The following is a 16900-nucleotide window of genomic DNA, read 5'->3' on the forward strand; positions in this document are numbered from 1 at the left end:
GTTCAGTTCTGGCGGTAAAGCTGGCGATGGCGCACCAGCACCTGTTCGGCGGCGAACAGGCGGGCAAGCCGTTCCGTGATGTAGACCGAGCGGTGCTGGCCGCCGGTGCAGCCGACGGCGACGGTCAGATAGCTGCGGTTTTCCATGCTGAAACTGGGCAGCCATTTGCTGACCAGCTGCTGGATGTCGTCCACCATCTGCTGCACTTCCGGCGTTTGCTGGAAGAAGTCGATGATGGGCTGGTCGCGGCCGGTGAACGGGCGCAGTTGCGGGTCGTAATAGGGATTGGGCAGGCAGCGGACGTCGAACACGAAGTCGGCGTCCCGCGGCAGGCCGTGTTTGAAGCCGAAGGATTCGAAGATCAGGGTCAGCCGGCTGCTGTCGGCGTCCACCAGTTCGCGCACCCAGCTGCGCAGCGCGTTGGCGGACAGCTCGCTGGTGTCGATGCGGGTGCCCAGCTCCATGATCTCGGCCAGCATTTCCTGTTCCAGCAGAATGCTTTCCTCCACCGTGACGTCGGCGCCGGACAGCGGGTGGCGGCGGCGGGTTTCGGAGAAGCGCTTGACCAGGGTGGCGGGCGTGGCCTCCAGGAACAGCAGGCGCACGTCCACCTGCTGGGCCCGCAGTTTTTCCATTTCCGCCGGCAAGGCGCCCAGCGACGGGCCGGAACGGGTGTCTACGCTGATGGCGATCTGTTCGTAGCCGTAGTCGGCGTACAGCGACATCGCCTCGTGCAGCATGGTGGCCGGCAGATTGTCCACGCAGTAGAAGCCGGCGTCTTCCAGCGCGCGCAGCGCCACCGACTTGCCGGAACCGGACAGGCCGCTAATCAATATCAGGCGCATTTTCCTGGTCTCTGAGGAAGTTGGTGTGGCGTTCGATGAATTCGCGCGTGCTGTCGATGCCGCGCAGCTGCAGGATGTAGTTGCGCACCGCGGCCTCCACCAGCACCGCCAGGTTGCGGCCGGCGGCCACCGGCAGCACCACCTTGCGGATGGTGACGCCGATGATGTCCTGGGTCTCGGACTGGATGTTGAGCCGGTCCAGCGCCTGCATCGCCTGGTCGTTGGCCTTGACCAGGTGGATGATCAGCCGCAGCACCTTCTTCGGCCGCACCGCGGTTTCGCCGAAGATGGTGCGGATGTTGAGGATGCCCAGGCCGCGCACTTCCAGGAAGTCGCGCAGCAGCGGCGGACAGCGGCCTTCCAGCGTGTCCGGGCCGATGCGGTACAGTTCCACCGCATCGTCGGCCACCATGCCGTGGCCGCGGGAAATCAGTTCCAGCGCCAATTCGCTCTTGCCCATCGCCGAATCGCCCATGATCAGCACGCCGATCTCGAATACGTCGAGGAAGACGCCGTGCAGCACGGTGGACACCGCCAGCGCCCGCGCCAGATAGATGCGCAGCACATCCATCAGGTAGGGGCTTTCCAGCTTGGTGGTCATCAGCGGGACGTTGTGGGTGTGGCAGTAGTCGCGCAGCAGCTTGGGCACCGGCTGGTCGTTGGCCACCATCACCACCGACATGCTCTTGTGGAACAGCTGGTCCAGCGCGGTCTTGGCGGCGGACTGCTCCAGCCGGTTCAGATAGTCCACCTCGGCGAGGCCCAGCACCTGGACCCGGTTGGGGTGGATGAAATTGAGGTGGCCGACCAGCGCCTGCGTGGGGCGCTGTTCGTCGTTGCCTATCATATTGTCGGCGCCGCCGGTGCCCGCGACCCAGGTCAGGTTGAGCTTCTGCTGGTTTTCCTGGTACAGCCGGCGGACGCTGATGCTAGGCATTGGGCACCCAATTATTGAGCAGCTGGTAGAGCTCGTCGCGGATGGAGATGCCCAGCATCTGCTCGCGCATCTGGCGGCTGGAGAACAGTTGCGCCAGCTCGGACAGCACTTGCAGGTGCAGGTCGGTGGCCTGTTCCGGCACCAAGAGCACGAACAGGCACTGCACCGGCTTGCCGTCTGGGGCGTCGAAGGGAATGGGGGTCTTCAGGCGGATGAACACGCCCATCGCCTCCTTCAGGCCGCGCGCGCGGCCGTGCGGAATCGCCACGCCCTGGCCAAGGCCGGTGGAGCCGAGCTTTTCGCGGGCGAACAGGCAATCGAAGATTTCGCTGCGCGCGATGCCCCGGGTATTTTCAACCAAGAGGCCGACTTGTTCGAACACGCGTTTCTTGCTGGCGACGTCGAGATCCAGCAGCACGTGTTCGGGAGTCAGGATTTTGCCGATGAGGTTCATATTGGATTATGCATGCGGCTGAGAAAAACCCGGCAATTCTACGTTGCCTTGATAGTACTGAAAACGGGCAAGTGCAAAGAAAAGCGGGAACCCGCAGGCCCCCGCCTTCCAATTCAAGGGATTACAGGCTGGCTTCAGGGGCCGGAGCACGGTGTTCAGACTGCTTTTCCTTGTGTTTCAGCACTTGGCGGTCCAGCTTGTCGATCAACAGATCGATGGCGGCGTACATATCGGATTCGGTGGCTTCCACGTGGATGTCCTTGCCGGACAGATGCACGTTGACTTCAGCTTTTTGCACCAGTTTATCAACAGACAGAGTAACGGAAATGTCGATCACATGGTCGACATGTCGAGTAACGCGCTCCATTTTGGTTTCAACGTATTCGCGCAGGGCGGGAGTTACTTCCAGATGCAGTCCAGTTACTTTGAGGTTCATACCCTAGCTCCTTCTGGTGTTGACAGTCCGGTCGGGTCGGCCGGATCGCTGTATTCTGCCGCGCGGATCACAGCGTCTTGCGCTGGTTGACCGGCGGTATCTGCATGGCTTCACGATACTTGGCTATCGTGCGTCTGGCAACTTGTATTCCCTGTTTGGCCAGCGCTTCGACCAGGGCGCTGTCGGACAGCGGCTTGCTCGGCGATTCGGCGTCTATCAGGCTGCGGATGTGGGCCTTGATCGCGGTGGCGGAGCACTCGCCGCCGCTGTCGGTTTCCAGCGCGCTGCCGAAGAAATACTTGAGCTCGAACAGGCCGCGCGGGCAGAGCAGGTATTTCTGGGTGGTGACCCGGGAAACCGTGGATTCATGCAGGCCCAGCTCGTCCGCGATGTCGCGCAGGATCAGCGGGCGCATGGCCACTTCGCCGTGTTCAAAGAACGATTGCTGCCGTTCAACGATAGCTTCCGCCACTTTCAGGATAGTGTCAAATCGCTGCTGGATGTTCTTCACCAGCCATTTCGCCTCCTGCAGCCGCGAGGACATTTCGCCGTTGCCGCCGCGGTTTTCCGCCAGCAGCCGCGCGTACATCTGGTTGACGCGCAAGCGCGGCACCGCGCCGCCGTTGAGGGTCGCCACCCAGCGCCCCTTGCGTTTGCGGACCGAGATGTCGGGGATCACGTACTGGGTGTCGCTGGCGCCGAAACCGGCGGTGGGGCGGGGGTTGAGGCGGGCGATCAGCGCCTGGGCGGCGCGCAGCGCGGCGTCGTCGACGCCCAGCTGCTTTTTCAGCCGGGTGTAGTCGCGGTTGCCCAGCAAGGCCAGGTGGTCGCGGACGATGGCCAGCGCCAACTCGCGCTGAGGCTCGTCCGGGTCCAGCCGCTGCAATTGCAGCGCCAGCGCCTCCGGCAGCGAACGCGCGCCGACGCCGGGCGGGTCGAACTGCTGCAGCAGGCGCAGGCCTATCATCAGTTCGTCGGCCTCGATTTCCAGCTCCAGCGGCAGGTGGCTGGCGATGTCTTCCAGCGTCTGGCCCAGATAGCCGTCGTCGTCCAGTTCTTCGATCAGCAGTTGCACGATGGCCTGGTCGCGCGTCGGCAGCGCCACTTCGCCCAGTTGCGCCAGCAGGTGTTCGCGCAGGCTGATCGGACAGGGCACGTTCAGCATCGGGTCCAGCTCGTCGTCGCCGTCGCCGCGGCGGCCGCCGCTGCCCCAGTCGCTCAGTTCGCCGGCCTCGGCGCCGCGCTCGCCGTCGTCGCCGGAGGCTTCGTCGCGGGCTTCCGCGGCGGCGTCCTGCTCCTGGCCGGCGGGGGCGTCGGGCGCCTCGCCCTGCGGCGCTTCGTCGCCGCGCTCCAGCAAGGGGTTGTCCAGCAGGAAGCGCTCGACTTCGGTCTGCAGGTCGAGGGTGGACATCTGCAGCAGCTTGATCGATTGCTGCAGCTGCGGCGTCAGGGTCAGCTGCTGCGATACCTTGAGCTGAAGGGTCTGTTTCATCGCTTACAGGTGGAAGTGTTCGCCAAGATAGACTTCGCGCACCTTCTCGTTGTTGACCAGTTCTTCCGGCTCGCCGGAGGCGAGCACTGAGCCTTCGCTGATGATGTAGGCGCGGTCGCAGATGCGCAAGGTTTCGCGCACGTTATGGTCGGTGATCAGCACGCCGATGCCGCGCTCCTTCAGGAAGGAGATGATTTTCTGGATGTCGATCACCGCGATCGGGTCGACGCCGGCGAAGGGTTCGTCCAGCAGGATGAAGCGCGGCCGGGTGGCCAGCACGCGGGCGATCTCGACGCGGCGGCGTTCGCCGCCGGACAGCGACAAGGCGCTGCTGTCGCGCAGGTGGCCGATGTTGAGGTCGTCCAGCAGCAGCTCCAGCTCCTTCTCCAGTTCCTTGCCCTTGAGGCCGGACACTTCCAGGATGGCGGCGATGTTCTCCTCCACCGTCATGCGGCGGAAGATGGAGGCTTCCTGCGGCAGGTAGCCGAGGCCCAGGCGCGCGCGCTGGTGGATGGGGTAGTGGGTGATCACCTGGTCGTCCAGACGGATCTCGCCGTCGTCGGCGCCGATCAGGCCGACGATCATGTAGAAGCTGGTGGTCTTGCCGGCGCCGTTGGGGCCGAGCAGGCCCACCACCTCGCCGCTGGCGATTTCAAGCGCCACGTCCTTGACCACGGTGCGTTTCTTGAAGCGCTTGCGCAGGCGCTCCACCTTGAGCACGCTTTGCGTCATTTGGCGGCTCCGCTGGCGGGTTTGGCCGCTGCCGGCTGGGAGGCGGTGTTCTTGGGCTGCAGGATCACGGTGACGCGGCCCTTGTTGGGGCCGGTGGCGGTGCCGCCGGTCACTTGATAGGTTTCGTTCTGGGTGTTGTAGGTGATTACGTTGCCCACCACCAGATCGCCTTCGCGTTTGACGCGGGCGTTGCCGGTCAGCACCGCGAGGTTGGCCGAGCTGCTGTAATCGAGGCGGCTGGACTGGCCTTCCACCCATTCGTTCTTGCCGTCCATCTTCTGGCGGAAGGTGACGATGCGGCCGGTGGCCACCAGGGTCTGGTTGCCCTGCTTGTCCTGGGTGGCGACGACTTTGTCGGCGTTCAGGCGCAAGGTGCCCTGGATGATCACCACATTGCCTTCGCAAGTGGACACGCCCTTGATCTGGTCCATGGTGCAGCCGTTGTCGCTGGTGATTTCCATCGGCTTGGTGCGGTCGGCCTGTTCGGCGTGGGCGACGGAGGCGGCGGCCAGCGCCAGGCCGGCCAGCAGGAGACGGAGCTTATTTTTCATAAATGATCTTGGTGTGAGACAGCAGGTTCAACAAACCTGTCTGTTGCTGGTAGATGAAGCCCACGGAGTTGCCGTGCGATTTGCCCTGAAAGAACACGGTGGGCGCGGCGGAGCGGGCGATTTTCTTGGCGGTGTCGACATGCATGGCGCTGGTGACGACCTTGGTTTCCGGCTTGTCCGCGGCGGCGGGCTGGATCATGGTCGCCTTCTTGTCGAAATAGGCCTGCTGGGTCTTGTTGTTGTAACGGCCGACGTCGCCGATCAACTGATATTGCAGCGCGCCTTGCTGGTATAGGTAAAGCTCGGGGTTTTCGAAGAAGGCGTCGTCCTTGCCCGGGTACTGCCACATGCGCGTGGCGATCAGCCGTTCGTAGAGCTTGCCTTGCGGGTCGAAGCGGGTGGCGATCAGGTGTTCGGCCACGTACTCGGGCTTGTCCGGGTCCAGTTCGCGGCGGTTGCTGTCCCAGCGCGAGACCTGGTCCAGCCACACGGTCAACAGGCCGGTCAGGCCGACCAGCAGCAGCGGGAACAGCCGGTGGGAACGCAGCAGGCGGATCATGCCAGATATCCCGCCAGGATTTGATCGAAGGAGCCCTGGGCCTGCATGATCAGCTCGGCCAGCTCGCGCACCGCGCCCTTGCCGCCTGAGCAGCCGGTCACGTAGTGGGCGTGCTGGCGAACCAGGGCAGGCGCTTCCGGCACGGCGACGGCCAGGCCGACGCGGGTGAGGATGGGCAGGTCGATCAGGTCGTCGCCGATGAAGGCGCATTCTTCGGCGCTCAGGCCGGCGCATGTCAGCAGCTCGGCCAGGGCCAGCTTCTTATCGTGCACGCCGCCGTAGTAGTGGTCGATCTGCAGCGCCTGGGCGCGGTGCTCGACGCAGCGGTCGGCGCGGCCGGAGATGATGGCCAGCCGGACCCCGGTGGATCGCAGCAGGTGCAGGCCCAGGCCGTCCTGCACATTGAAGGATTTGCTTTCTTCGCCGTGGGCGTTGTAGTAGATGCGGCCGTCGGTCATCACGCCGTCCACGTCCATGATCAGCAGCTTGACCTTGCGGGCCTGCTCGAAAATGCTTTGCATGCTTGTCCTTGCTAATGCCGGCGACTCAGATCACGCCGGCCTTGAATAGGTCGTGCAGATGCAGCGCGCCTATCAGCTTGTTGTCTTCATCTACGACCAGCAGACTGGTGATCTTGTTCTGTTCCATCAGGAACACCGCCTCGGTGGCCAGTTTTTTCGGGCCTATGGTGCGCGGCGAGGGGCTCATCACCTGGTCGATGCTCAGATCGTAGAGGTTGGCGGAGCGCTCCAGCGTGCGGCGCAGGTCGCCGTCGGTGTAGACGCCCAGCAGGGAGTCGTCGGCGGCGCAGACGGCCAGCATGCCCAGCCGCTTGCGCGACAGTTCCAGCAGCGCGTCCTTCAGCGGCGTGCCCGGCGCCACCCGCGGCAATTCGTCGCCGCTGTGCATGATGTCGGAAACGTGAACCAGCAGTTTGCGGCCCAGGCTGCCGCCCGGATGCGACAGCGCGAAATCGCCCTGGCCGAAGCCGCGCGCGTCCATCAGCGTGACCGCCAGCGCGTCGCCCAGCGCCATCTGCACCGTGGTGCTGGTGGTGGGAGCCAGGCCCAGCGGGCAGGCTTCCTTCTCCACGCGCGCGTCCAGGTGGATGTCGGCCTCCTGCGCCATGGTGGAGCCGTCGCGTCCGGTCATGCAGATCAGACGCACGCCTTTGCGCTTCAAGGCCGGCAGCAGCGCGATGATCTCGTCGCTTTCGCCGGAGTTGGACAGCGCCAGCACGATGTCCTGGGCGGTGATCATGCCCAGGTCGCCGTGGGCGGCCTCGCCCGGGTGGACGAAGAAGGCCGGCGTGCCGGTGCTGGCCAGCGTGGCGGCGATCTTGCGCGCCACATGGCCGGACTTGCCCATGCCGGTGACCACCAGCCGGCCGGCGCTGGCCAGGATCAGGTCCACGGCGGCGAGAAAGTCGCCGTTCAGGCTGCTCGACAGCGCGGTGAGGGCTTCGGACTCGATCTGCAGGACTTCCCGGGCCAATTGAAGCCGGGACGGAGCTTGTACTTTTTCCATAATTCGAAAGTATATCAAAGGTTATAATCGCTGAACGCAGGCTGGTGCATCTTTTGCTTGGCATGTGTTAAAAATTGCAGCCTTCCACCCCATCAGCCTCAGGAGTTCCGCCGCGCGATGCATTCGTCTCTTGCCCCTATCGTCTTGGTTCTGCTGGCCGCGGTGTTGTCGGTGACTTTGTGCCGCAGCCTGAAAGTGCCGGCCATGCTCGGCTATCTGGTGGTGGGCTTCCTGGCCGGCCCCGGCGTGATGAATCTGATTCCGCAAGGCGAGGAAACCGCCTTTCTCGGCGAGATCGGCATTGTCTTCATGATGTTTTCCATCGGCCTGGAGTTTTCCCTGCCCAAGCTGCGCGCGATGCGGCAGCTGGTGTTCGGCGTCGGCTTCGGTCAGGTGGCGGCGACCATGCTGCTGGTGGGGCTGGCGGTGGGCTGGCTCAGCGGCAGCCCGCTGACCGGCTTCGCCGTCGGCGGCGCGCTGGCGATGTCGTCCACCGCCATCGTCAGCAAGCTGCTCAACGAGCGGCTGGAGCTGAACCAGACCCATGGCCAACTGGCCATCGGCGTGCTGCTGTTCCAGGACATCGCGGTGGTCCCCTTGCTGATTCTGTTCCCGGCCTTCGCCGGCGGCAGCGACACCTTGTGGATGGACCTGGGCCTGGCGGCGCTGAAGGTGGTGGTGGTGCTGGCCTTGCTGCTGTTTTTCGGCCAACGGCTGCTGCGGCCGTGGTTCCATCTGGTGGCGCGCCAGCGCTCGGGCGAGCTGTTCATGATCAATGTGCTGCTGGTGACCTTGGGCGTGGCCTGGCTGACCGAGCTGTCCGGCCTGTCGCTGGCCTTGGGCGCCTTCGTCGCCGGCATGTTGATTTCGGAAACCGAATACCGTTACCAGGTGGAGGAGGACATCCGCCCGTTCCGCGACATCCTGTTGGGCTTCTTCTTCGTCACCGTCGGCATGAAGCTGGAGCTGACGGTGTTGTTCGAGCGCTTCGGCGAAGTGCTGCTGATGCTGGCCCTGCTGCTGCCTATCAAGGTGGCGGTGGTGTTCGGCGTGGCGCGCGGCTTCCGTCACAAGTCCAATGAGTCCATGCGCGCCGCGCTGGCGCTGGCCCAGGGCGGCGAATTCGGCTTCGTGCTGCTGGCGCTGGCCTTGAACCTGCATCTGGTGCCGGCCGGCACCGCCCAGGCGGCGATCGCCGCGATTCTGATTTCCATGCTGATCGCGCCCTTCCTGATCCTGTACGGCGACAAGATCACCCGTCGCCTGATCAAGCAGGACTGGATGTTCCAGGCGCTGGACCTGCACCACATGCTGGTGGAGAGCATGTCCAAGAACGATCACGTGGTGATCTGCGGCTACGGCCGCAGCGGCCAGGCGCTGGCGCGCTTGCTGGAGGCGGAGGAGATTCCGTTCTTCGCGCTGGACATGGACCCGGAGCGGGTGCGCGAGGCAGGCGAGGCCGGCGATCCGGTGGTGTTCGGCGACGCCGGCAAGCACGAGGTGCTGGTGGCGGCCGGCCTGATGCGCGCCAAGGCGGTGGTGGTGACTTTCGCCGACACCCACGCGGCGCTGCGCATTCTGAGTTCGGTCGAACACGCGCGGCCGGGGCTGCCGGTGATCGTGCGCACCGTGGACGACAGCGATATGGATCAGCTGCGCCACGCCGGCGCAGACGAGGTGGTGGCCGAGGTAATGGAGGGCAGCCTGATGCTGGCCTCGCAGGCCTTGCTGGTGGTCGGGGTGCCGCCGAGCCGGGTGGTGCGCCGCATCCGCGCGGTGCGCGAGGAGCGCTACGGCCTGTTCCGCGGCTTTTTCCGCGGCGCCAGCGACGAGGGCGAGGCCATGGACGAAGCCTTGGTGCCGCGCTTGCAGAGCGTGCAGGTCTGCACCGGGGCGGCGGCGGTGGGCCAGCCCTTGGCCAATCTGCATTTGGGGGATTTGGGCGTGGAGTTGAAGGCGATCCGCCGTCAGCGGGTGAGGCGCACCGATTTCGACGACAGTTTCGAGGTGGAGCAGGGCGACGCGCTGGTGTTGCTGGGCACGCCGGAGCAGCTGGCGCTGGCCGAGTACCGGATTCTGCAGGGGGAGTAGCGGTTTAGGAAGGGGCTCTCGATCTGCCGAGCGTCGTGGCGCGCCATAGGGTGAGCGCCACTTCAGACATGCCCGGATGCCGCATGTGGATTCCGCTTGCTAAGTCTTTAGGTGTGGTTTCGCTCCAGCCTGTGGGGCTTTGCCGGCGTTGAAGGCGTAAATGGAAACGGCCCCCGCGACGTGAGTCGCGGGGGCCGTTCGTGTTGAAGTCGCTTGCCGGAGCTTAGAACGTGTTGACGATCTCGCGAGCTAAGGCGAGACAAGGCGTTGCGGCTGAGAAAGCGGAATATACACGTGGTACATGAGCATTTCGAAGCTGTGCTCACCGTGTAACGCTCCACGACGCGCAGCAGATCGTAAACAGGTTCTTAAGGCAGGATGGTGGTGATCTGCTTTTGCAACTGCTGTTTCAGCGCCTGCTGCTTCTCCACCTCGGTCTTCTTGCCCTTGACCATGGCGTTGAAGTCCAGCGCGTACACCGGCGCGTTCAGCGGGCCGGTGATCTTCAGCGGCACGTTGACGCCCTTGAGGCGGGCGAAGGCCAGCGGGTTGGCCTGCACGTCCATGGTGTAGTCGACGATGCTCTGCTTCAGGTCTATCTTGCCGCCGCCGCCCACATTCATCAGCTGAGAGGCCAGCTTCAGGTCCTGGCTGCGCGCCACGCCCTTGTCCAGGCGGAAGCTGCTGGACAGCGTGGAGAAGGTGGTTTTCTGGTCGTTCTGCGCGGCGCTGTTCCATTCCTTCAGCTCGGCCGGCAGGTTCTTCAGCGCCGCCACCAGGTCGATGCCGGTCAGCGCGCCGTTGTTCAGGCTCATCTGCACATTGCCGCTCAGGGTGTCGCGCAGCTGGGCGAAAGATTTGCCGTCGGCGTTGATGTCGATCTTGCCGTTGCCCTTGCCGTCCAGGCGGCTGAAGTTGAACAGGTCCACCAGCAGCGGCCGAATCTTCATGCCTTGCAGCGTCTGGTTCACTTTCAGCTGCGGCACGTCGCGACGGCTGAGGCTGGCGTCGCCCTGCAGCCGGCCTTCGTAGATGTCGGCCGACATCTGGTCCAGCTCCAGCTCGCGCGGGTTGACGCGCACATTGCTGCTGATCTGCTTGATGCGGAAGCGGCCCACCGCCAGTTCGCCTATCGCCACCTTGCCGGTGAGGTCGAACAGGTCCAGCCAGTCCAGGGGGATGTCGCCGGTGTTCTGGAAGATGGCCACCGGGTCGCCCTTGCTTTCCGGCAGATAGCGGTTCAGGTCCAGCCGGCCCACCGACACCGTCGCCTCGTGGCGCGGCTTGATCAGGCCGTACTGGCTGACGGTGACCGCCAGGTCGGAGCCGTCCATCTTGCCGGCGACGCGCAGATTGAAGCGCGGCTCGTCCAGGTCGCCGTCCAGCGCGCCGTCCATGGTGGAGACCAGCTTGCCGCGCGGCAGCAGCGGGGTGGTGATGGTGGAAGTCAGCGCCAGCGGCTGCATCCGCAATTGGTTCATGCCGGCCAGCGACAGCGGCGCGTTGAGCTTGACGTTGACCTTGGTGGAGCCGGCCAGCCAGTTGAAGTCGCCGTGCAGCTTGTCGGCGTACAGGCCGGCTTCGTTGAGCTTGAGGTTTTCCAGCGCGGCTTCCAGCTGGTACTGGCTGCGCGCGTAGCTGAGCTTGGCGCTCAGCTGGCCGGAGGGCATGGTCAGTTCGTCGAAGCTGGCGTTGATCTGCGGCAGCGCCAGGTGGACTTCGCTGCTGGGCCGCTCGCTGCTGAAGGCGAGCGCCACATTGCTGCCGGTGGCCTGCAAGGTGGCGAAATTGAGCTTGTACTGGCCGCTGACGGTGAGCTTGCTTTCGCCCAGGCCGGGCACCTGGGTCATCGCCACCGCGTCCAGCGCTTCCAGGCTGACCTGGTCGTCCTGGATGGACAGCGGGGTGTTGACCGCCAGCCGCACCGGACGCGAGCCCTGTTCCAGGATGGCGCCGGCGCTGAGGCTGGCGCTGCCGCGCAGATCGTCGGCGTCCAGGCTGATGCTGGCGACGCGGCTGTCGGTATGCGTCATCTGGTCGGACAGCACCAGGGTGCCTTCGCGTATCTTCAGCGTGTCCAGCTTGACGGAGAAGCTGCTCTGGCTATGGCGCTGGAACAGGTCGGCGATGGACAGGCGGCCGTCTTCGCCGCGGCTGATGTTGGCGCTGGGGCCGTACAGGGCCACCGAACTCACTTCGCGGTTGCCGAACAGCAGCGGCCACCAGGCCAGGCCTACGCGCAATTCCTCCACGCGGGCGAAGGGCGTTTGCTGGCCCGGTTCGGAGACGGAGAGTTTTTCGATCTGGATGCCGGGGGAGGGGAACAATACCGGAGTGACGCGGCCTTCGATGCTGATGACGCGGCCGGTGTCCTGCAAGGCGTGGGACAGGGTGCCGCGCACCTGGGCTTCATTGAATTGCCAGTAGATCAGCGATTGCACCAGCACGACGACCGCAATCAGCGCGGTGAGGCTGTAAACAGCGATGCGAAGCCACAGCCGGCCGGAGTTCAATTTCATTGGGGGATGCTCGGATGGGCCATGCCAGCGCTTGGATCTAGGTTACGGGTTGGGAAATCGGACTGGAGCGGGTGAAGGGAATCGAACCCTCGTCGTAAGCTTGGGAAGCTTCTGCTCTACCATTGAGCTACACCCGCGCGTTTTCGGCTAGAGCGCCCGAATGTAGCGGTTTTTGCCTGTTTTGGCAAGGCGCCGCGGCGGAGCGGACGGCTCCGGCGGCGACGGCGCGAGCTAAGCGATTGATAAACAAGCGCGCGCTCAACGCTCTTTGCGCAGCCCGGCCAACAAGGCCTCCAGCTGATCGGTGGCCTGGCCCCAGCCGCTGGCGAAGCCCATCGCCTCGTGCTCGCGCAGGTCGGCCTCGGTCCAGTGCAGGACGTCGGCGCGGTAATGGGTCTTGCCGTCGCGGGCTTCGAAGTCCAGCGTCACGGTCATGAAGGGCTTGGCCGACGGCAGCCAGGCCTCGGTGTAGGCGTCGGTGAACACCAGCCGGCGTCCGGGCCGCACTTCCAGATAGACGCCGCGATTGGGGAAGTCCTGTCCTTCCGGACTGCGCATCACCACCAGGCTGGAGCCGCCGGGCCGGACGTCCAGTTCGGCCGAGGCCACGGTCCACGGCCGCGGGGTGAACCATTGGCATAGCAGTTCGGCTTCGGTCCAGGCGCGGTAAACCTGTTCCGGCGGGGCGTCGATCAGGCGTTCCAGCGTGAGACGGTACGGGCCGTTGGCGTGGTCCATGGCTGGCCTTTCGGGTGGAGGTATCGGCTCAGATTAGTTCTTTGTCATGAGGTTCGCAATCCCGCCGCGGGAATTTGCCGACGCAGCGCCCGGGCCAGGCGGGCGACGCCTTGCTCCAACTGAGCCGGCTCCAGCGCGCCGAAGCCCAGGCGCAGCGCGGGGATGTCGCGGCCGTCGCCGGCGAAAGCGCCGCCGGGCAAGACGCGCGCGCCGGCGTTTTGCGCGTCCGCGCACAGCCGCGGCATGTCCACCCAGGACGGCAGCCGCAGCCACAGCGCCAGGCCGCCTTCGGGCAGATCGTAGTCGGCCAGGCCGGCCAGATGGCGGTCTATCGCGTCGGCCAGCGCCTGGCGGCGCGCGCGATAGACTCGCAGCGCGCGGCGGAGATGGCGTTTCAGTTCGCCGCTGTGCATCAGTTCCGCCACCGCCAGCTCGGTGACGGCGTTGCCCTGGCGGTCTATCAGCATGATGTCGGCGGCGCAGCGCTCGATGATGGCGGGCTCGGCCACCAGATAGCCGACGCGCAGGCCCGGGGCCAGCACTTTGGACAGGGAGCCGACGTAGACGATGCGCTCGGCGGCGTCCAGGCTGGCCATCGGCAGCGCCGGGCTGCGGCTGAAGTGGAATTCGTGGTCGTAATCGTCCTCGATGATGGCGAAGCCGTAGCGCCGCGACAGGGCTAGCAATTGCAAGCGCCGTTCGGCCGGCATCATCAGGGTGGTCGGGTATTGGTGGTGAGGGGTCAGGTAGACGGCCTTGACCGGCTGGGTTCGGCACAGCCGCTCCAGCGCGTCCGGCCGCATGCCGGCGGCGTCCAGTTCCACGTCCAGCGGCCGCGCGCCCAGGGAGCGGAAGGCTTCGCGCGCCGGCGGATAGCTGAGCGCGTCCAGCGCCACGGCGTCGCCGGGCCGCAGCAGCGCGCGGCCGGCCAGATAGATGCCCATCTGGCTGCCGCGCACCAGGCAGATGCGTTCGGCGTCGGCGTCCAGGCCGCGCTCCATGTCCAGCATTTCCGCCAAGGCCTGGCGCAAGGGCAATTCTCCGCGCGGATCGCCGTAGGCCAGCCGCCCGGCGCGGGCGGCGGCGATCAGCGCGCGGCGGTAGGCGCGCCCCAGCACGTCGAAGGGAATCAGCCGCGAATCCGGCACCCCGTCGCCGAAGTCGATGGCGTCGTTCGCGGGGACGCTTGTCGGCGTCCGCGCGGCGGCCGGCGCGGGCCGCGGCGACAACAGCGGCAGGCTGGGCGCGACGAAGGTGCCGCGCCGGCCCTGGGTCAGCAGCCAGCCTTGCGCCGCCAGTTCCTCATAGGCCAGCACCGCGGTCTTGCGGTTGACGCCCAACTGCGCCGCCAATTCGCGGCTGCCCGGCAGCGGCGCGCCCGGCGGCAGCCGGCCGCGCTGGATGTCGGCGCTGATCCGCTGGGCGATTTGCAGGTGCACCGGCAGCCCGCCGCCTCGGTCCAGGCTGAGTTGCAAATTCCATTTGCGCAGCATGCGCGCTCTCCTTCCCTGGTCCGCACTTCTGGTTTCTGGACCATCAATCTTATCAAAACTGGATGTTTTTGCTGGTCCAAAGACCGCCTAAAGTCTTTCCGGTCATCAGCGCCGCCGACGCGGCGAGAGAGATCAAGGAACGGAAATGACGGAACAGACAGACAGCGGCGCGCGCGGCTACCGGCTGGCGGCGATAGAGAGGCTGGGACGCGAGGTGCGCGGCTTGCGGCTGGAGTGCGTCGATGCGGAGCCGCTGCGTTTTCGCGGCGGGCAGTTCGTGTCGGTGACGGCTCCGGGCGGGCTGACGCGCAGTTATTCGATGGCGGCGGCGCCGCGCGCCGACGGCGGCGTGGAGCTGCAGGTGCGGCTGCAGCCGGGCGGGGCGTTTTCCGAATGGCTGAGTCGGCAAGCGCGGCCGGGCGACGCGCTTTGGCTGGAGGGGCCCTACGGTGACTGCGTGTGGCGGGAGGACTCCGGCGCCGAACAGGCGCTGATGCTGGCCACCGGCACCGGCATCGCGCCGCTGCGGGCGATGTTGCTGCAGGGACTGGGCGCGGCCGGAGGCCGGCCGGTGACCTTGTACTGGGGCGGCCGCACCGTGGACGACCTGTATTTGCTTGAGGAGATGCGGGCGTGGGAGCGCGAGCGTCCGGGTTTCCGCTTCGAGCCGGTGCTGTCCGAACCCGGACCGGGCTGGGACGGACGGCGCGGTTTCGTCCAGCAGGCGGCGGCCGAGGATTTCCCCTGTTTGCGCGCCGCCGAGGTCTATGCCTGCGGCGCGCCGGCGATGGTGGGCGCGGCGCGCCAGTTGCTGACGCGACAGCGCGGCCTGCCGGAGGAACGCTTCCTGGCCGACGCGTTTCAGCCGGCGCTTTCCGCCGCATCCGCCCCGGAGGCGGTGGCCTTGAGCGTGCGCGTCGCGGATGGCGGGGAGCGGAGGCTGGAAGTGGCCGCCGCCGGCAGCCTGATGCAGGCGCTGGCCGCCGCCGGGCTGATGCGCGGCGTTTGCGGCGGGCAGGCCGCCTGCGGCACTTGCCTGGTGCGCGTCGAACAGGACTGGCTGCCGCGCTTGCCGGCGATGGAGCGTACGGAGCGGCGGCTGCTGGCGGCGCTGGAAGTGCTGGAAGTGAATGACGGCCGCAGCCGGCTGGCTTGTCAGATCGCGCTGCAGCCGCGCTTGCACGGTTTGAGCGTTGTCGTACCCGGGTAGGCGGCCGCCTGCCCGCATTCAGCAAAGGAGCATGAAATGGAAGCAAACCTTGAACAATCGGCCTTGGAGGGCGTGGGCCCGGCCTTCGATCCGCAGCAATTGATGGCGGTGCGCGACAAAACCCGGCAGGCGATCGCCCTGATCGCCGCGGCGATGCGGCCGGGGATGCTGGAGGAGGACGCGGTGGAGCTGGCCAAGGACATCCTGGCCGAGCGCGGCATGCTGCGCGGCTGGCACGATGTCTACGTGCGCTTTGGCCGCAATACGCTGAAGACTTTCGGCGCGGCGTCCGATCCCGGCGTGCGCCTGGGCGACGACGATATTTTCTTCATCGACATCGGCCCGGTGTGGAAACAGTGGGAGGGCGACGGCGGCGACAGCTTCGTCACCGGCGCCGATCCTGAGATGGCGCGCTGCGCCGCCGACGCCCGCGCCATTTTCCACGAGGTCAGGCGCAAATGGGCGAGCGAAGGCTGTAGCGGGCGCGAGCTGTACCGGTTCGCCGAGGACTGCGCCGCCGGCCGCGGCTGGGCGCTGAACCTGGACCTGTCCGGCCACCGGCTGGCGGATTTCCCGCACGCGGCCATCCACGAGGGGCCGCTGGCGGAGGTGGACTTCACGCCGGCGCGCATGCTGTGGGTGCTGGAAATCCATATCCGCCACCCGTCGCGGCCCTTCGGCGCCTTCTTCGAGGACATGTTGCTGGAGGATGCCTGTTTCGAGGAGTGATGGGCGCCTAGGACTTGCTTACAGTCCCAGCTCGCTCAGGCCGGGATGATCGTCCGGCCTGCGTCCCAGCGGCCAGTGGAACAGGCGCTCGTCTTCGCGGATGGCCAGATCGTTGATGCAGGCGTAGCGGCGTTGCATCAGGCCGTCGGCGGCGAACTCCCAGTTTTCGTTGCCGTAGGAACGGAACCACTGGCCGGCCTCGTCCCGCCATTCATAGGCGAAGCGCACCGCGATGCGCTCGCCGTCGTGGGCCCACAACTCCTTGATCAGCCGGTATTCGTGTTCGCGCCGCCATTTGCGGCTCAGGAAGTCGATGATTTGCGCGCGGCCGCGCGGGAATTCCGCGCGGTTGCGCCATTGGCTGTCCTCGGTATAGGCCTGGGCCACCTGTTCCGGATTGCGGCTGTTCCAGCCGTCTTCGGCCAGGCGGACTTTGAGGACGGCGCCGGCGCGATCGAAGGGCGGCAGCGGCGGACGAAGAGGGGCGGACGAGGACATCTTGTTCTCCTGTGGAAAGGGCTTAAGGTGCGGCCAGTGTGCGCCGCCGCCGCCGCGGGCGGAATAGCCGCGGCCGGCAATGCACTATT

17 protein-coding genes and 1 tRNA gene are annotated in these 16900 nt (G+C 66.0%); 3 read left to right on the plus strand and 15 right to left on the minus strand.

Annotated elements, in window-relative coordinates; all coding sequences use genetic code 11:
• Positions 1–2: 2 nt before the first annotated feature.
• The 10 genes from rapZ to JW897_RS12970 all read right to left on the minus strand — a co-directional run bounded on the left by rapZ (position 3) and on the right by JW897_RS12970 (position 7533).
• Positions 3–845, minus strand: coding sequence for an RNase adapter RapZ (gene rapZ / locus JW897_RS12925; protein ID WP_205466381.1), 843 nt, complete (start codon positions 843–845; stop codon positions 3–5).
• Positions 826–1782, minus strand: a complete 957-nt coding sequence (gene hprK / locus JW897_RS12930; protein ID WP_019104261.1) for an HPr(Ser) kinase/phosphatase — start codon at positions 1780–1782, stop codon at positions 826–828. The genes rapZ and hprK overlap by 20 nt, the downstream gene beginning before the upstream one ends.
• A complete protein-coding gene (gene ptsN / locus JW897_RS12935; protein WP_043632481.1) occupies positions 1775–2236 on the minus strand; it encodes a PTS IIA-like nitrogen regulatory protein PtsN in 462 nt (153 codons plus the stop codon). Before ptsN ends, hprK begins: the two co-directional genes overlap by 8 nt.
• Before the next feature lie 121 nt (positions 2237–2357).
• A complete protein-coding gene (hpf, locus tag JW897_RS12940; RefSeq protein WP_019104259.1) occupies positions 2358–2672 on the minus strand; it encodes a ribosome hibernation-promoting factor, HPF/YfiA family in 315 nt (104 codons plus the stop codon).
• Positions 2673–2739: 67 nt separating this feature from the next.
• Positions 2740–4164 carry an RNA polymerase factor sigma-54 gene (locus tag JW897_RS12945; RefSeq protein WP_205466382.1) on the minus strand — a complete coding sequence of 475 codons (1425 nt, stop codon included), beginning with the start codon at positions 4162–4164 and terminating at the stop codon, positions 2740–2742.
• Positions 4165–4167: 3 nt separating this feature from the next.
• Positions 4168–4896: an LPS export ABC transporter ATP-binding protein gene (gene lptB / locus JW897_RS12950; RefSeq protein ID WP_048415094.1), complete on the minus strand. Its 729-nt coding sequence runs from the start codon at positions 4894–4896 to the stop codon at positions 4168–4170.
• Positions 4893–5447, minus strand: coding sequence for a lipopolysaccharide transport periplasmic protein LptA (lptA, locus tag JW897_RS12955; RefSeq protein ID WP_048415093.1), 555 nt, complete (start codon positions 5445–5447; stop codon positions 4893–4895). The genes lptB and lptA overlap by 4 nt, the downstream gene beginning before the upstream one ends.
• Positions 5437–6006 carry an LPS export ABC transporter periplasmic protein LptC gene (gene lptC, locus JW897_RS12960; RefSeq protein ID WP_205466383.1) on the minus strand — a complete coding sequence of 190 codons (570 nt, stop codon included), beginning with the start codon at positions 6004–6006 and terminating at the stop codon, positions 5437–5439. Before lptC ends, lptA begins: the two co-directional genes overlap by 11 nt.
• Positions 6003–6527, minus strand: coding sequence for a KdsC family phosphatase (locus tag JW897_RS12965; RefSeq protein ID WP_205466384.1), 525 nt, complete (start codon positions 6525–6527; stop codon positions 6003–6005). Before JW897_RS12965 ends, lptC begins: the two co-directional genes overlap by 4 nt.
• Positions 6528–6552: 25 nt before the next feature.
• Entirely contained in the window at positions 6553–7533 is a 981-nt protein-coding gene (locus tag JW897_RS12970) for a KpsF/GutQ family sugar-phosphate isomerase (RefSeq protein WP_048415090.1), read from the minus strand.
• A gap of 117 nt (positions 7534–7650) precedes the next feature.
• Between JW897_RS12970 and JW897_RS12975 the strand changes: the two genes are divergently transcribed.
• Entirely contained in the window at positions 7651–9624 is a 1974-nt protein-coding gene (locus JW897_RS12975) for a monovalent cation:proton antiporter family protein (RefSeq protein ID WP_048415089.1), read from the plus strand.
• Between the two features lie 368 nt (positions 9625–9992).
• On the opposite strand, the gene JW897_RS12980 is transcribed toward JW897_RS12975, so the two are convergent.
• From JW897_RS12980 to pdxR, 4 genes are all read right to left on the minus strand, one after another.
• Entirely contained in the window at positions 9993–12143 is a 2151-nt protein-coding gene (locus tag JW897_RS12980) for an AsmA family protein (protein WP_048415088.1), read from the minus strand.
• Positions 12144–12206: 63 nt separating this feature from the next.
• A tRNA-Gly gene (locus tag JW897_RS12985) sits at positions 12207–12280 on the minus strand.
• 121 nt (positions 12281–12401) lie between these two features.
• On the minus strand, positions 12402–12881 hold the full coding sequence (locus JW897_RS12990; RefSeq protein ID WP_205466385.1) for an SRPBCC family protein: 480 nt from the start codon (positions 12879–12881) through the stop codon (positions 12402–12404).
• Positions 12882–12925: 44 nt separating this feature from the next.
• The gene (gene pdxR / locus JW897_RS12995; protein ID WP_205466386.1) at positions 12926–14374 is read right to left on the minus strand and encodes a MocR-like pyridoxine biosynthesis transcription factor PdxR; all 1449 of its coding nucleotides are present in this window, start codon (positions 14372–14374) and stop codon (positions 12926–12928) included.
• Between the two features lie 145 nt (positions 14375–14519).
• Here pdxR and JW897_RS13000 point away from each other — a divergent pair, with 145 nt between their 5' ends.
• Both JW897_RS13000 and JW897_RS13005 read left to right on the plus strand, forming a co-directional pair.
• Positions 14520–15584, plus strand: a complete 1065-nt coding sequence (locus JW897_RS13000) for an FAD-binding oxidoreductase (protein WP_205466387.1) — start codon at positions 14520–14522, stop codon at positions 15582–15584.
• A gap of 36 nt (positions 15585–15620) precedes the next feature.
• Positions 15621–16313, plus strand: a complete 693-nt coding sequence (locus JW897_RS13005) for a M24 family metallopeptidase (RefSeq protein WP_205466388.1) — start codon at positions 15621–15623, stop codon at positions 16311–16313.
• 18 nt (positions 16314–16331) lie between these two features.
• Here JW897_RS13005 and JW897_RS13010 read toward each other — a convergent pair whose 3' ends face one another.
• On the minus strand, positions 16332–16811 hold the full coding sequence (locus JW897_RS13010) for a nuclear transport factor 2 family protein (RefSeq protein ID WP_205466389.1): 480 nt from the start codon (positions 16809–16811) through the stop codon (positions 16332–16334).
• Positions 16812–16900: the final 89 nt, after the last annotated feature.

Origin of the sequence: Chromobacterium alkanivorans (genome assembly GCF_016937655.1) — a bacterium.
GTDB classification, from domain to species: domain Bacteria; phylum Pseudomonadota; class Gammaproteobacteria; order Burkholderiales; family Chromobacteriaceae; genus Chromobacterium; species Chromobacterium alkanivorans.

What these genes read in the sequence shown, in the direction of transcription:
- lptA (WP_048415093.1), bottom strand. Translation starts at nt 5,447, where the DNA reads ATGAAAAATAAGCTCCGTCTCCTGCTGGCCGGCCTGGCGCTGGCCGCC.
- lptB (WP_048415094.1), bottom strand. Translation starts at nt 4,896, where the DNA reads ATGACGCAAAGCGTGCTCAAGGTGGAGCGCCTGCGCAAGCGCTTCAAG.
- JW897_RS12970 (WP_048415090.1), bottom strand. Translation starts at nt 7,533, where the DNA reads ATGGAAAAAGTACAAGCTCCGTCCCGGCTTCAATTGGCCCGGGAAGTC.
- JW897_RS12975 (WP_048415089.1), top strand. Translation starts at nt 7,651, where the DNA reads ATGCATTCGTCTCTTGCCCCTATCGTCTTGGTTCTGCTGGCCGCGGTG.
- rapZ (WP_205466381.1), bottom strand. Translation starts at nt 845, where the DNA reads ATGCGCCTGATATTGATTAGCGGCCTGTCCGGTTCCGGCAAGTCGGTG.
- lptC (WP_205466383.1), bottom strand. Translation starts at nt 6,006, where the DNA reads ATGATCCGCCTGCTGCGTTCCCACCGGCTGTTCCCGCTGCTGCTGGTC.
- JW897_RS12945 (WP_205466382.1), bottom strand. Translation starts at nt 4,164, where the DNA reads ATGAAACAGACCCTTCAGCTCAAGGTATCGCAGCAGCTGACCCTGACG.
- JW897_RS13010 (WP_205466389.1), bottom strand. Translation starts at nt 16,811, where the DNA reads ATGTCCTCGTCCGCCCCTCTTCGTCCGCCGCTGCCGCCCTTCGATCGC.
- JW897_RS13000 (WP_205466387.1), top strand. Translation starts at nt 14,520, where the DNA reads ATGACGGAACAGACAGACAGCGGCGCGCGCGGCTACCGGCTGGCGGCG.
- hprK (WP_019104261.1), bottom strand. Translation starts at nt 1,782, where the DNA reads ATGCCTAGCATCAGCGTCCGCCGGCTGTACCAGGAAAACCAGCAGAAG.
- pdxR (WP_205466386.1), bottom strand. Translation starts at nt 14,374, where the DNA reads ATGCTGCGCAAATGGAATTTGCAACTCAGCCTGGACCGAGGCGGCGGG.
- JW897_RS13005 (WP_205466388.1), top strand. Translation starts at nt 15,621, where the DNA reads ATGGAAGCAAACCTTGAACAATCGGCCTTGGAGGGCGTGGGCCCGGCC.
- hpf (WP_019104259.1), bottom strand. Translation starts at nt 2,672, where the DNA reads ATGAACCTCAAAGTAACTGGACTGCATCTGGAAGTAACTCCCGCCCTG.
- JW897_RS12965 (WP_205466384.1), bottom strand. Translation starts at nt 6,527, where the DNA reads ATGCAAAGCATTTTCGAGCAGGCCCGCAAGGTCAAGCTGCTGATCATG.
- JW897_RS12990 (WP_205466385.1), bottom strand. Translation starts at nt 12,881, where the DNA reads ATGGACCACGCCAACGGCCCGTACCGTCTCACGCTGGAACGCCTGATC.
- JW897_RS12980 (WP_048415088.1), bottom strand. Translation starts at nt 12,143, where the DNA reads ATGAAATTGAACTCCGGCCGGCTGTGGCTTCGCATCGCTGTTTACAGC.
- ptsN (WP_043632481.1), bottom strand. Translation starts at nt 2,236, where the DNA reads ATGAACCTCATCGGCAAAATCCTGACTCCCGAACACGTGCTGCTGGAT.